Below are 14774 nucleotides of genomic sequence, written 5' to 3'. Positions count from 1 at the left end.
CCAGTATTGACCTTCCCATAATGGGAAGGTCAAGGACGAATTGCAGTGCGTGCTTCAACGGCGCCGGTATGGCGCTGATTCATCGCGGAAACGTCCGCTCAGAACGCGGGCGGCGCGTCCAGCATGGCTTGGCCGACCGCCTGCTGTTCGTCGCTTGAGCGCGCCAGCAGGGTGTCGGCCGCGCCGCGCCGGTCGGCCGCCGCCTTGTTCTGACCGAGCTTCCACTTGCCGACGAGTCGCGTCACCTCGATTTCGATGCCGACGATCGCACCGAGCATCTGCGCGATGAAGTCGGCGGGAGCGTCGCCCATTTTCCACGGCACCGGTTCGCCGGCTTCCATCTTGCGGGTCAGGCGCGCGACGAGGCCGCGCACGAAAGACTCGTCGTCGCGCACGACGATCCGGCCGTGCGCATGCACCACCATATAGTTATAAGTCGGCACCTGCCGATGCGCCTCGTGCTTGCTCGGATACCAGTTCGGCGAGATGTAGGCGGCCGGGCCCTGAAAGATCACGAGCGCTTCCGGGTTCGCCGCGGCTTCCTGCCACACGGGATTGGCGCGGGCGACGTGAGCGCGGAGGATGCCGAACGTCTCACCCGTCGCCGAATCGGACTGGCTCCCCGCAGCGGGCGCTTCGAATTCGAACGGCAAATGATTCGCGTCGAGCCCGTTCGGCCCGTGAGTAATCAACGCGCCGAAGGGCTGCTCGGCGATCAGGCGGTGGAGAACCTCTGAACGGTTCTCTTCGAAATGGGCAGGCATGTACATGAAGCGCTCCGGATACGAGGGGGCGAAAGAGCAGCGATGAAAGTCGCCCGAGGCTTCGAAGCCTGGGCCGATGTAATAAAAAAACGTCAACAGTACTGCAAAAAGGACTGTATGCGCGCGCGAACCGGCGCTATTGCTGCCTTTGCGCTTGCCTGGTGACCAAGGATACGATACAACCCGGTGTTGTCGGCATCGCGAACCGCGGACTGGATGCGTTGGGCTTTGGGAGGCCGCGCAAGCAGGGTTCGTCGCGCACCGGCGTCTCCCTTAGGACCACACGTTCCGCCACCTGAACGAATGATAAAAAATCGCCGAGAGCTGTACTCGAGTCATTGGACCTGCGCATCGCTCGCAGGCCTCGTATTTCTGGCGGGTTGCGCGTCGACTCCCACCGCAACGCAGAAATCCACCGGTTGGATCAAGGACGAAGTCGCCGATTCGTACGTATTCGGCTATCCGCTGGTGCTGATGGGCGTCGCGCGCGACGCGGCGGTCGGCACCGATCCCGGCCGTGCGCCGCTCAATACGCTGCGCCACGCTCAGGCATTGCCGCCGATCGGCGCCGCCAATCCGATGCAGCCGAGCCTCGATACGTTCGATTCGACCGGCTGGCTGGACCTCGGCAGTGAACCGGTGATCGTGGCGCTGCCCGACTCGCACGGCCGCTACGTGGATGCCCGCGTGCTCGACATGTGGACTAACGTGGTCTGGTCGACCAGCTCGCAGTTCGCCACTCGTGCGGCTGGCATCAAGCCGCAGGCGATCGCCTTCGTCGGCCCGGGCTGGCAGGGCGAGTTGCCCAAAGGCGTGAAGCGGGTCGACGTGCCGACTCGCAATGCATGGGTGAGCGTGCGTATCCAGTCGAACGGCACACGTGATCTGACGGTAGTTCGCAAGCTACAGCGCGCCATTCGCGTCGCGCCGCTGAGCGTCTACGCGGGCGACACGCGTTCTGCCTCCATCGCCCCCGCGCGCAGCAATGCCGCCGACGCCGCCGTGCCCGCTTCCGGCACGCCGGCCGCGCAAGTCGCCGCGCTCGATGCCAATGGGTTCTTCAACCGGCTCGCGCAGGCCTTGCCCGACAATCCGCCGACGCCGGCCGATCCGCACGCGCTCAAATTCCTTTCCGACCTCGGCGTGACGCCCGGCGAGCCGGTCAAGCTGCCGAATGCGCCAGAAGCCATTACGGCGGGTCTTGCCGACGGTCATGAGCGCGTCGTCACGCCGCCGTCCAATCTGCTGAACGGCAACGGCTGGAGCTGGTTCGGCGACGGAGTAGGCACCTACGGTCCCGACTACGCGCTGCGCGCCTATGCCGCGTACGCGCAACCGGGTATCGGCACGAAAGACGACGAAGTTCGCGCGGTCGTCACCCAGGACAGCGACGGTCGGGCGCTCAACGGCGCAAACCGTTACGTGATCCACTTCGCGCCGAATCAGCTGCCGCCGGTGCGCGGCTTCTGGTCGATCACCGCCTACACGAAAGACGGCGCGTTGGGCGAAAGCGCGCCGGCGCGTCTCGCGGTCGGCGACCGCAATGGCGCGCGCCGCAATCGCGATGGCTCGCTCGACGTGACCGTCTCGTCCGCTCGCAGCAAGAGCGGCAACTGGCTGCCGGCGCCGCGCGCCGATCTGCAACTCGTGCTGCGTCTGTACGCGCCCAAGGCGCAAGCCACCGACGGCAGTTGGCAACCGCCGGCCGTCGTGCGTCAGTGATAGCAGCGTGTCCGTGACGTGACAGCCGTGGTTCAATAACGGCCGGCTAGAGACACGCGCGGATTACCCGCTAACAACTCGCTAACGCATCGAGCAAAGCATGTCCGCCAATTTACAACGGCGGACATGCGGCGCTATCGCGCAGGGGAATGTGTAAGCCTCGCCTTACATTTATATCCCGCGAAACATTCAAGACTTATACTGCCGCTTGCGGGATTTTCGTTTTCGCGGCGGGCTTGCCGCCGCACTACCCAAGACCGAGCATGGCAAGCCTTAATAAAGCATCACTAGCATCGTCCATGCAGACCGTGCGCGATGTCGCGCAGTCACGCCGCACCCGGCGTGTCATTACCGGCCTGCTGATCTTCCTCGTATTGTTCGGTCTGCTGGGCTTCTTTGCTGCACCGCCGCTGATTCGCCACATTGCCGAGCAGCAGCTCAGCAAACAACTGGACCGTCCCGCCACCATCGGCCGTATTGCGCTCAATCCGTATACGCTCCGGCTCGAAGCCGATCGCGTGCATATTGGCGAGCGCGGCGGCGCGGGTGACTTCGTGGATATCTCGCGGCTCATCGTGCAGCCGTCATGGAGTTCGCTGTTTCGCGCGGCGCCGATTATCGACGAAGTGCAGCTCGATTCGCCGCGCTTCCATATTGTTCGTTACGACGCGCAGCGTTTCAATTTCACGGACCTGATCGAGAAATTCTCGAAGCAGCCGGCCAAGCCGGACAGCAAACCGACGCTATTTTCCGTATCGAATATTCGCCTCGAAAACGGCCAGGTCACATTCGACGACAAACTCCTCGGCGCCACGCACGTCATCGATCAATGGAAGCTCGGCATTCCGTTCATCGCTACGCTGCCTTCGAAAACCGATATCTTCGTCGAGCCGCTGCTGCGGGCGCGCATCGACGGCAGTCCGCTTGCCATCGACGGCAAGACCAAGCCGTTTGCCGCGTCGCGAGAGTCCGAGGTGTCGTTGCGCTTCGACGGGCTCGATGTGCCGCGTCTCATCTCCTACGTGCCGACCAAACTGCCGGTGATCGTGCAGTCCGGCAAACTGTCCACTGATCTCAAGCTCAACTTCGTGGTCTCCAACGACGCGCCTTCGCTGCGCGTGGCGGGCACCGTGGATATGAACGACGTGGACGTGCAGGATCAAAGCAAGGCGCCGTTCTTCGCGGCGCGCGCCGTGCATGTGGCCGCCGCCACGCTGGAGCCGTTGAAGAGCCTCTATCACTTCGACGAGATCCGTATCGACGCGCCGACCGCCAATCTCGCGCGTGATAAAGACGGCGTGCTGAGCGTCGAGAAAATGTTCGCGCCGGAACCGGCAGCTGCTGCCGCACAACCGGCCGCAAGCGCGCCGCTTGCCGCATCCGCCGCCAATGCCACCGCGAAGGCAGCGCCGCCACTGGACCTGGCGATCAAACGCTTCATGCTCAATGACGGCACAGTCAACGTTCGCGACAACGCCGCGTCGCGCCCCGTCGATGCCGGCATGCAAAAACTGGCCGTGACGCTGACCGATTTTTCGACGCTCGCCACCGCACCCGCCCATTACACGCTCAATACCGATTTCAAGGACAGCGGTGGATCGCTCGGTGTGGCCGGCGCGTTCGGCTTCGTGGCGAAAACGGCGAGCGCGAAGCTCGACCTGAAGTCGTTGAACCTGCCCAGGTTGCAACCGTACCTCGACACCGCGACCGCGGCGCAAGTCATGGACGGCACGCTCTCCGCCACGGCCAATGTCGGCGCGAACTGGTCGAAGTTGCCGGCGGCCGTGATGGTCACCGACACCCAAGTGAATCTGCAGTCGCTGAAGCTCGCGGCGCGCGGCAGCAAGGATCCGGTGATTGCGCTCACGCAAGGCAGCGCAAAGGTCAAGCAGGTGGATGTGACGGCGCGCACCGCCGAAGTGACCAGCATCGACACGACCGGGCTCGCGGTCGATGCCCAGCGTCTGAAAGACGGCAGCATCAACCTCGCCTCGCTTGGCGGACAGCACGAAGCCACGCCGGAGCGCACCGCGATCCATGCGGTCAAGAAGGCGCACGCGGAAGGGCCCGCGTGGCGTTACAAGATCGGCGAGTTGAGCCTGAAGGACGCCACCGCCAATTTCACGGACAACACCACGCCGCAGCCGGTGAAACTGAACATCACGCCGCTGCAACTGAAGGTGCAGAACATCAGCGACGACCTGAGCCGTCCGCTGCCGGTCGATCTGCAGGCCACGCTGAACAAGAAGGGCACGCTGGGCGTCAAGGGTGATGTGACGGCGACGCCGCTCAAGGTGGCCGTCAAAGTGAATGCCAACCGGCTGGACGCGGCGGCCTTCGAACCGTACTTCGGCAGCAAGCTGAATGCGGTGATCGCGAGCGCGCTGCTCAATGCGGACGGCGTTCTCGCGTTGAGCCAGGCGAAGTCGCTGAAGGCGACCTATCACGGCGACATGGCGCTCGTCGAAGTGCGCATGCTCGACAAGGCGACCTCGGATCCATTCGCGGGATGGGGCTCGCTCGCGTTGTCCAACCTGAAAGCCGATTACGACGAGCATGGCACCGTGGTCGACGCGGGCCGCGTCACGTTCACGAAGTTCTATGGTCGCGTGCTGCTCGACGCGCAGGGCAAGCTCAACCTCAAGGACGTCGTCGCGCACGAATCCGGCGCCGCGCAATCGCTGACGCGTGACAAGAGCGGCGCCGAACCCGTGCCGCTGACGCCGCAAGCAGCTTCGACGGTGGCGGCCGCATCCGCACCGCCGCCGGCGTCGGCCGCAAACGCCACGGTCACGGCTGCTACGCCGCCGCAAAGCCCGGTCAAGCTGCACTTCGGCCAGCTGGTTCTGCAACAGGGCCGCGTGACGTACACGGACAATTTCATCAAGCCGAATTTCACGGCGAACCTGGTCGGCATTCAGGGCACGGTCGGCGCGTTCGGCACGCAATCCACCACATCCGCGCCGGTCGACATCGCCGCGAAACTGGCCGCCAATGGTCCGCTATCGATTCGCGGCACGGTCAATCCGCTGATTGCGAAACCGGCGCTCGATCTCACGGCGGTCGCGCACGATATCGAGCTGACCAATCTCACGCCGTATTCGGCGAAATACGCCGGTTATCCGATCACCAAGGGCAAGCTGAATGTCGATCTGCACTACCAGCTCGAAAACGATCAACTGAACGCGAACAATCACATTTTCATCGATCAACTCACGTTCGGCGATCACGTCGACAACAATACGGCGACCAAACTGCCCGTGCGTCTCGCGATTTCGCTGCTAAAGAACTCGCGCGGCGAAATCGACGTGAACCTGCCGGTGTCCGGCTCGCTGTCGAATCCGGAATTCAGCATTGGCGGCCTGATCTGGCATGCGGTGCTCAATCTGCTCGAAAAAGCGGTGACCGCGCCGTTCTCTCTGATCGCCAATGCGTTCGGCGGCAAGGGCGAGGAGTTGGGTTATGTCGAGTTCGAGCCGGGCTCGGCGAAACTCACGGACGCCGACACCCAGAAGCTCGACACGATCGTGAAGGCGTTGAGCGACAAGCCGTCGATTCGCATGGACCTGATTGGCCGCGTGGATCCGGCTGTGGACGAACCCGCGTTGCGCACCGGCTATGTGGACCGCCTCGTCAAGCAGCAAAAGATCAAGGACGTGGTGGGCAATGGCGAGAGCGTTGATCTCTCGACCGTCACCGTTGATCCGAAGGAGTACGACAAGTACCTGAGCAAGGCCTACAAATCGGCGGACTTCAAGAAACCGCGTAACTTTGTCGGCCTGACCAAGAGCTTGCCGGACGACGACATGAAGAGCGCGCTCGCCGCCAACGCACCGATCGATGACGCCAGCCTGCGCCAGCTCGCGCAACAGCGGGCGCAGAGCGTGCAGCAGTATCTGGACGGCAAGATCGACAGCAGCCGCGTGTTCATCGTCGCGCCGAAGCTGACCGCGGACGGCATCAAGGACAAGGGCGCGACGACGCGAGTCGACTTCGGCCTGAAGTGAGCAGACTCAGACCCGGCGCTCAAGCGGCGCGCGTCGGCGTCTTCAATGCGGTTTGCTCGATGACGCGCGCAAGGGTGTCGAACGCGGGACCAATCTTGTCGTTCGGCACGCACGCATAGCCGAGAAGCAGTCCGCGCCGCGCGGGCGGGTCGCTGCTGTAGTAGCTCGCGAGCGGGCGCACGATCACGCCGGCGTCGAAAGCGGCGGCCGTCACCGCGCGATCGTTCGCGTGATCCGGCAGGCCGAGCACCAGATGCAGCCCGGCTTCATCGCCCATTACCGGCAACTCGGTGCCGAAACGCGCGGTAATCGCGTCGATCAGAATCTGCCGGCGCTCGCCGTATAGCGCACGCATGCGCCGAACGTGCGAGGTGAGGTGGCCGTCCATGATGAAGTCGGTCATCACCGCTTGCTGCATCAACTGACCTTCGCGGTATAACTCGGCCACGCCCGTGCGGAACGTGTCGACCAGATGCTCCGGCGCGATCATGTAGCCGATCCGCAGGCCCGGAAACAGCATCTTCCCCAGACTGCCGACGTAGATCACCTGGCCGGCATCGTCGAGTCCTTGCAGCGAGGCGAGCGGACGGCTGCCGTAGCGGAACTCGCTGTCGTAATCGTCCTCGATGATCCACACGTTGTGCTGGCGCGCGTATTCGAGCAGCGTGCGGCGGCGCGCGAGGCTCATCACCATGCCGAGCGGATATTGATGCGACGGCGTGACGAGTGCGAGCCGCGGCGGCTGTTGCAAATCCTGTTCGCGCGGATTCAGACCTTCGTCATCCACCGGCACCGGCACAAGGGTAATCCCCGATGACTGCAGCACACTACGCGCGCCCCAATAGCAGGGTTCTTCGACCCACGCGCGGTCGCCGACATCGGTCAACAGGCGCACAGCCAGATCAATGGATTGATGAATACCCGTGGTGATGATGATCTGATCCGGCGTGCAATTCACCGAGCGCGCGACGCGCAGGTAATCCGACAATGCCCGCCGCAATGGCCGGTAGCCACCGCCTGGCGCGTAGGTCAGCAGATCGGGATTGGCCTCCTTCCACAAACGCGCCTGCAAGCGGCTCCACGTGCGCGCTGGAAATTCCGCGACGTCGGGCACGCCTGGCATGAACGCGCCCCATTGTTTGGCGGACACGCCGGCTTTATCGATCAGGCGCCGTCCGCGAGTCGACAGGTCGCCCAGATCGCGCTTCGGCGGCTTCGGGGTTTCCGTGGTGGCCGTACTGCCTGCCTTGTCGACGCTCGCCACCGCCGGCTTCTTGCGCGTATTCACGGCTGCCGTGTCCGGCCTCGTGTCGGCGACGTAAGTGCCGCTGCCGGTGGTCGAGATCACGTAGCCCTCAGCGGTCAACTGATCGTAGACGTGCAGAACCGTGTTGCGCGCAATGCCGAGGTCTTCGGCGAGCGTGCGCGAACTGGGCAGTTTGGTGCCCGGCGGCAACTGGCCGGTCAGAATGGCTTGCTGCATGAGCCGCAGCGTCTGCCTGTAGACCGGTTCGGCGGCCGTGCGGTCGAGCCTCGCGGCCAGCCAATCCGACAAGATCACGGTGTCCAAGTGGTTCTATCCGGAATAATGAAATGGTTCCATATTGTAGAACCGTAACGGTCTATAGTGAGCCACGCAATGGATGCAATCCCGCTGCTTTGCGGGGGAGCCAGCCGGACCGCAGAGGAGACTTAACCGATGAAAACCGATGACGTGATCGTCAGCTTTCGGGGTGTGCGCAAGACGTACGACGGCGAAACGCTGGTCGTCAAACAACTTGATCTGGATATCTATCAGGGCGAATTTCTGACCCTGCTCGGGCCGTCCGGATCCGGGAAAACCACCTGCCTGATGATGCTGGCGGGTTTTGAGTTTCCCACCGGCGGCGAGATCTGGCTGGACGGCACGCTGCTCAACACAGTGCCACCGCATAAGCGCAACATTGGCATGGTGTTTCAGAACTATGCGTTGTTTCCGCATCTGACAGTCGAACAGAACGTTGCCTATCCATTGACCGTGCGCAAGATTTCGGCGCAGGAGCGCGCGGAACGCACCCATAACGCGTTGAAGATGGTGCGCATGGAGAGCTTCGCAAAGCGCTATCCCGCGCAACTTTCAGGCGGACAGCAGCAGCGCATCGCGCTCGCCCGCGCGCTGGTGTTCGAACCGAAGCTCGTGCTGATGGACGAGCCGCTCGGCGCGCTGGACAAACAGTTGCGCGAACACATGCAGTACGAACTTAAATCATTGCACGAGAAACTCGGCGTGACGTTCGTGTACGTCACGCACGATCAGGGCGAGGCACTGACCATGTCCGACCGCGTCGCCGTGTTCGATAAAGGCATCGTGCAGCAACTCGATACCGTCGATCGGCTGTACGAATCGCCATGCAATGAGTTCGTGGCGAACTTCATCGGCGACAGCAACAAGCTGCGCGGCACGATCGCGAATGTCGAGGGTGAGTTCTGCGAATTCCGTCTGAGCGACGGCACGCGGCTCACCGGTCGCAATATCGGCGGCGCGCGGGCGGGTACGCCGGCGGTTGCATGTATTCGCCCCGAGCGCATGAAGCTCGCCAACGGCCTGTCACGGCCGGGCGCCAATGCGCTGGCCGGCGAGGCACGCGGGCTGATCTATTTCGGTGACCACGTGCGCATGCGCTGTGGTTTGCATGAACAGGACGAGTGCTTCGTCAAGGTGCCGCTCGGCACCGACGCGCTCGACACCTTCGCGCCCGGCGCGCCGGTCGCACTGGAGTTCGCACCCGAGCATCTGCGGGTATTCGCAGGGGCGTGAATGCGCCGGATACGCACTGTGTTCGACGCGGGCAGGTCAGATCAGGTAGCACATAACAAAGTCGCACTGTATTGAGCTGGAAGCACACCACCAAAGGAGAGCAACACACCATGAGCAAGATCGGGAAATCGCGCTGCGCCATCGCTGTCGGTGCTGTGGCGCTCGCGCTGGGCGCCGCGCAAGTCAATGCGGCCGAATTGACGGTCGTCAATTTCGGCGGCGCGAATGGCGACGCGCAAAAGGTCGCCTTCAACCAGCCGTTCGAAAAGGAGACCAGCAATAAAGTCACCGCTGTCGAATACAACGGTGAGCAGGCCAAAGTGAAAGCGATGGTCGAAGCCAAGCATGTGAACTGGGATGTGGTGGAAGTCGAATCGGGCGATATCGGCCGCGGCTGTGATGAAGGGCTGTACGAGAAACTCGACTGGTCGAAGATCGGCAAGAAGTCCGATCTGATTCCCGAAGCACCGCAAACCTGCGGCGTGGGCTTCTTCGTGTGGTCGACGGCGCTCGCGTACAACGCCGACAAACTGAAAACGGCGCCGACCGGCTGGGCCGATTTCTGGGACGTCAAGAAATTCCCGGGCAAGCGCGCCATGCGCAAGGGCGCGCGCTATAACCTCGAATTCGCGTTGATGGCCGACGGCGTGCCGCCGAAGGAAGTCTACAAGGTGCTCGCCACCAAGGCAGGCCAGGACCGCGCGTTCAAGAAGCTCGACGAACTGAAGCCGAACATTCAGTGGTGGGAAGCAGGCGCGCAGCCGCCGCAATTCCTCGTGGCGGGCGACGTGGTGATGTCCACGGCGTACAACGGCCGGATCGACGCCGCGCAGAAGGAAGGCAAGAACCTGAAGGTGGTGTGGAACGGCAGCATCTACGACCTCGACTACTGGGCGATTCCGAAGGGCACGCCGAACAAGGCGCTGGCCGAGAAGTACATCGCCTATTCGATTTCGTCGAAGCCGCAACAGGACTACGCGCACAACATTGCGTACGGTCCGGTGAACGTGACGGCTATCAAGGCGCTCGATCCGAAGACGCTGTCCAATCTGCCGAACTCGCCGGCTAACGGCAAGAACGCGGTGCTGCAGAACCTCGCGTTCTGGACCGATCATGGCGATGAACTGGAGCAGCGTTTTTCGTCGTGGGCTTCGAAGTAGGGCGTGAGGTGTGAAGGCGCGGGTTGACCTGGGGTGAACCCGCGCTGGGTTGTTGTAGTGAACGCATGGGGCGGGAGTAAGCGCTGAAGCGCTAACTCCCGCCGACAGCCTTGCATGGGACCCGAGTAAGCGCTAAAGCGCTAACTCGGGTCGACAAAGGAGACGGGTTTGACCTCGATGACCATTGCTGCCGATTCGACGCCTGAATCAAGTGGCCGGCTCAAGCGCGAGCTGAAGGCCGCGGAATCCAGAAAGCGGGCCATGGCCCTGCTGCTGATCGCGCCGCTCGCGATCTTTCTGCTGCTGATCTTTGTCGTGCCAATCGGCGCGCTGCTCACGCGTGCCGCGCAGAATCCCGAAGTGGTCAACGCGCTGCCGCATACCCTCGCGGCGTTGAGCGCCTGGGATCGCAAGAGCACGCCACCAGACGCCGCCTATACCGCCCTGGCCGTCGACCTCGCCGCAGTCGCCGACAGCGACGGCATGGGCGCACTCGCGCGACGCCTGAACGTCGAGATTCCGGGTTATCGCTCGCTGATCGCCAAATCCGCGCACGCCATGCCGTTCGCCGACGACAACAGCAAACCCTTGCAGCTGACGCCCGCCCAGGTCCACGCCAGATTCGTCGAACTGGACGAACGCTGGAACGACATTACGTACTGGCAAGCGATAGCCAAAAACTCCGGCGCGTATTCGCCGTTCTATTTGCTTGCTTCACTGGATCACAAACAGGACGCGTTCGGCCACATCATCCCGACCGATCCCGATCAACAGATCTATCTCGCCGTGTTCAGCCGCACCTTTGTTATCGGCGCCGCGGTAACGGTCTTCGCGCTGCTGCTCGGCTACCCGCTTGCATACTGGATTTCCACGCTGCCCGAACGTCGCGCGAATCTGGTGATGATTCTCGTGCTGATTCCGTTCTGGACCTCGATCCTCGTGCGCGTGGCGGCATGGATCGTGATTCTGCAAAGCGAGGGGCTGGTGAACAAAGCGTTGATCGGCAGCGGACTGTTGCATGATCCGCTGTCGCTGCTGTTCAACCGCACCGGCGTCTACATTTCGATGACGCATATTCTGCTGCCGTTCATGATCCTGCCGCTCTATAGCGTGATGAAGTCGATCCCGCCAACCTATCAGCGCGCCGCGGTCTCGCTCGGCAGCCATCCGTTCGCCGCGTTCTGGCGCGTGTATGTGCCGCAGACTTATCCGGGCATCGGCGCGGGTGCGCTGCTGGTCTTCATTCTGGCAATCGGCTATTACATCACGCCGGCCTTGCTCGGCGGGCCGAACGATCAGATGGTCAGCTACTACGTCGCGTACTACACCAACGTGACGATCAACTGGGGCATGGCGTGCGCGCTCGGCGGTCTGCTGCTCGCCGCGACACTCGTGCTGTATGTCATTTACGGGCGCTTCACGCGTTCGTCACTGAGCCTCGGCTGAACGGAGTTTATTGCGATGAAACTTGCCAAGCCATTGTTCGCGCCGCATACGTCATGGGTCGAGCGCGTCTGGTATTTCGCGCTGCGCGGTCTTGCCGTGCTGACGTTGCTGTATCTCATCTTGCCCGTGCTGGCGATCGTGCCGCTCTCGTTTTCGTCGAGTACGTTCCTGGTGTATCCGATTCCGGGCTGGTCGCTGCGCTGGTATCAGAACCTGATCGCATCCGATGAATGGCGCATGGCCGCCAAGAACAGCTTTATCGTCGCGCCTTCGGCGACGGTGGTCGCAACCGTGCTCGGCACGCTCGCGGCAATCGGACTGACCAAAGCGAATTTTCGCGGCAAAGGCTTGCTCATGGCGATCCTGATCTCGCCGATGATCGTGCCGGTGGTGGTGGTCGGCGTGGGCATGTATCTGTTCTTTGCGCCGCTCGGGCTGGCCAATACGTACATCGGGCTGATTCTCGCGCATGCGTCGCTCGGTGTGCCCTTTGTCGTGACGACGGTCGCGGCGACGTTGCAGGGGTTCAATTACAACCTGGTGCGGGCGAGTTTGTCGCTGGGCGCGAATCCGTTGAAGACGTTTTTCCGCATCACGTTGCCTGTGATCGCGCCGGGCGTGATTTCGGGTGCACTGTTCGCATTCGCGACTTCATTCGACGAAGTCGTCGTGACACTGTTTCTTGCGGGCGCGGATCAGACTACGTTGCCCCGTCAGATGTTCACCGGCATTCGGGAAAATATCAGCCCGACTATCGCGGCGCTGGCGACAATTCTGATTGTGTTCTCGACCAGCCTGTTGCTGGCGCTCGAGTGGCTGCGTGGGCGAAACGCAGCACGGGCGGTCAAGGCCTGAATGCAATGCGAACGGCAACGCGTTGTTGTTCGCATCGCATGATGCGCAACAAATTTCAGACGATATTCTAAGATTGTTCCCATTCCCTGCGTATCAGCGTCTCTTCATACTCGTAGCCGTCGATAAGAAGATGCGCTCGTCGCAGAGAATCAATGAAACACCAGCTAACGGTGCTTGTGTGCGCGCTGGCCTTGACAGCCTGCGCGGACCACGCCGCGCGTGAACGGCTCGGCATCCAGGATGCCACGTTGCTGCAAACCGGCTTCGGCGCCACGCAAGACGAAGCCGCAGGCGCGGTCAACGCGCAATGGGTCAGCACCTACGCACCCATCGCAAGCAGTAGTGCGGCGCTGACCAGTCTACAAGCGCGGCTCGATCGGTTGCCGGGCGACAAGAACGGCTATTTTCACGCCAAGGCGCAATGCTGGATCACTGCCGCCGAACAGGCGCGCCAAGCTAACGACCACTGGGGCTTCGTCGAAGAAGCGATCGGCCAGGCGGCCACGATCACGCTGAGTCTGGAAAATGGCACGCCGTTATCCGCAGCCAATCCCGCACTGCGCACGGTGTCCACGGTGCGCCCCGATCTGTGGAAAATCGTCAATACCATCAAGTCGGATCCCGCCGTCGTTTCATGTCCGCCGGCGCAGCTGCCGCTCGCATGCGCTGAAGTCGAACTGATGCAAGCCGGGCATGACGCTTGGCGCCGCAGCTTCACCAACGCCGAGAAGCGCTTGCCGGAGGTGCAGGACAACTTGCGCCAATCGGCGCAACGGGCTCTGCAATGCGGGCAGCCAATACCAACCCCCGCATCGGCTCTTGCCTCTGCTGCAAAGTCGCCGCAAAAGATCACGCTAAAGGCCGATTCGCTTTTCCGCTTCAACGGCGGCGAAGAAGCCGCCATCTTGCCTGCCGGCAAGCGCCAGCTTGATGACGTGGCGACAGACCTTAGAGCCGTTCCCGCATTGCACGCGCTGAAGATCACCGGCTACGCCGACCGCCTCGGCGACAAGTCATACAACCTTGGCTTGTCGTTGCGACGTGCGCGCACGGTCGAGCGATATCTGCGAGCGCATGGCGTGAGCTTGCCGATGACCGCGCTGGGCAGAGGCAGTGCGGACCCGCTGGTCGATTGCCGGCAGACCAGCCGTGATGTCTTGAGGCGATGCCTCGCGCCCAATCGCCGCGTCGAGATCGAACTTGTCTCGGCGCGTTCCTAGTGCCCTTGCAGCTAACACGATCCTGCGTTCCGGCGTGCGAACAACAGCGCGCAGAAGGTCGATCGTTTCGACGAGTCCGTGTCGTACCACCATTCGCCACGGGCAATTGTGCCCGCACACATACGTGCGTTCTCAAGCTTGACGCTGACAACAATCGGCGTCGCAACGCGTGTTCAGAAGGATTAGGAGATATGTCAACTATTCTGGTTATCGATGACCATCCGGCGTTCCGTATGGTCATCAAAATGCAGCTCATGCAATTGCTCGGCGTGGAAGAAGTGATCGAGGCCGACAACGGCCAGACCGCCGTGGAGATGGCTCGGGTGCACACCCCGGAACTCGCCATACTGGATCTCGACATTCCGCGCATTAGTGGGCTCGATGTGATTCCCCGTCTCAGGCTCGTTCATCCACCCATTCGAGTGATGGTGTTGTCGGGCCACGACCCGGCCACGTTCGCGCCGCGCGCAATGCGCTCGGGCGTCCACGGTTTCGTCGGCAAGTCGCAGGAAATGAAAGAGATCATGCGCGGCGTGGAGGCGGTGCTGGCCGGCTACGACTGCTTCCCGGCTGACAGCGCCGAAGCTGAGGCCGTGAGCGGACTGAGCGCTTTGTCAGCGCGAGAGGTGGAGGTATTGCAATATCTGGCGCGCGGTGTGAGCAATCGGGACATTGCCGTCCGCCTATCCTTGAGCGACAAAACTGTCAGCACCTACAAGAGCCGCATCCAGGAAAAACTCGGTCTTTCGTCATTGGCAGGACTAATCGAGTTTGCGACTTCGCATCGTTTGGTCGATTAGGTT

The 14774-nt window shown here is 62.3% G+C and carries 10 protein-coding genes; 8 read left to right on the top strand and 2 right to left on the bottom strand.

What is annotated here, in order from left to right:
* Nucleotides 1–98 precede the first annotated feature (98 nt).
* A complete protein-coding gene (locus tag P0D68_RS02865) occupies nucleotides 99–770 on the bottom strand; it encodes an FMN-binding negative transcriptional regulator (protein ID WP_408294519.1) in 672 nt (223 codons plus the stop codon).
* Between the two features lie 297 nt (nucleotides 771–1067).
* On the opposite strand from P0D68_RS02865, the gene P0D68_RS02860 reads away from it, so the two are divergent.
* Together P0D68_RS02860 and P0D68_RS02855 are read left to right on the top strand one after the other, a co-directional pair.
* Complete coding sequence (locus tag P0D68_RS02860; RefSeq protein WP_408294517.1) at nucleotides 1068–2486, top strand: DUF1254 domain-containing protein; 1419 nt, start codon at nucleotides 1068–1070, stop codon at nucleotides 2484–2486.
* A 263-nt stretch (nucleotides 2487–2749) separates the two neighbouring features.
* On the top strand, nucleotides 2750–6493 hold the full coding sequence (locus P0D68_RS02855; RefSeq protein ID WP_408294514.1) for a DUF748 domain-containing protein: 3744 nt from the start codon (nucleotides 2750–2752) through the stop codon (nucleotides 6491–6493).
* Between the two features lie 19 nt (nucleotides 6494–6512).
* Here the strand turns inward: P0D68_RS02855 and pdxR are convergent, their stop codons facing one another.
* Entirely contained in the window at nucleotides 6513–8063 is a 1551-nt protein-coding gene (gene pdxR, locus P0D68_RS02850) for a MocR-like pyridoxine biosynthesis transcription factor PdxR (protein ID WP_408294511.1), read from the bottom strand.
* A gap of 129 nt (nucleotides 8064–8192) precedes the next feature.
* Between pdxR and P0D68_RS02845 the strand changes: the two genes are divergently transcribed.
* From P0D68_RS02845 to P0D68_RS02820, 6 genes are all read left to right on the top strand, one after another.
* Complete coding sequence (locus tag P0D68_RS02845) at nucleotides 8193–9290, top strand: ABC transporter ATP-binding protein (RefSeq protein WP_091805058.1); 1098 nt, start codon at nucleotides 8193–8195, stop codon at nucleotides 9288–9290.
* A gap of 110 nt (nucleotides 9291–9400) precedes the next feature.
* Entirely contained in the window at nucleotides 9401–10450 is a 1050-nt protein-coding gene (locus P0D68_RS02840) for an ABC transporter substrate-binding protein (RefSeq protein ID WP_091805055.1), read from the top strand.
* A gap of 177 nt (nucleotides 10451–10627) precedes the next feature.
* The gene (locus P0D68_RS02835; protein ID WP_408295193.1) at nucleotides 10628–11896 is read left to right on the top strand and encodes an ABC transporter permease; all 1269 of its coding nucleotides are present in this window, start codon (nucleotides 10628–10630) and stop codon (nucleotides 11894–11896) included.
* A gap of 15 nt (nucleotides 11897–11911) precedes the next feature.
* Nucleotides 11912–12751, top strand: coding sequence for an ABC transporter permease (locus tag P0D68_RS02830; RefSeq protein ID WP_091805049.1), 840 nt, complete (start codon nucleotides 11912–11914; stop codon nucleotides 12749–12751).
* Between the two features lie 152 nt (nucleotides 12752–12903).
* A complete protein-coding gene (locus tag P0D68_RS02825) occupies nucleotides 12904–13971 on the top strand; it encodes an OmpA family protein (protein ID WP_408294506.1) in 1068 nt (355 codons plus the stop codon).
* Between the two features lie 191 nt (nucleotides 13972–14162).
* Nucleotides 14163–14771 (top strand): response regulator, encoded by a 609-nt coding sequence (locus P0D68_RS02820; RefSeq protein WP_408467986.1) that lies wholly within the window; start codon nucleotides 14163–14165, stop codon nucleotides 14769–14771.
* The last annotated feature ends 3 nt before the right edge of the window (nucleotides 14772–14774 follow it).

The sequence above is a fragment of the Paraburkholderia sp. RL17-380-BIE-A genome, from assembly GCF_046028085.1.
Taxonomy (GTDB): Bacteria; Pseudomonadota; Gammaproteobacteria; order Burkholderiales; family Burkholderiaceae; genus Paraburkholderia.
The sequence above is the reverse complement of the archived record's forward strand: the minus strand, read 5'-3'. Positions and strand labels throughout refer to the sequence as shown.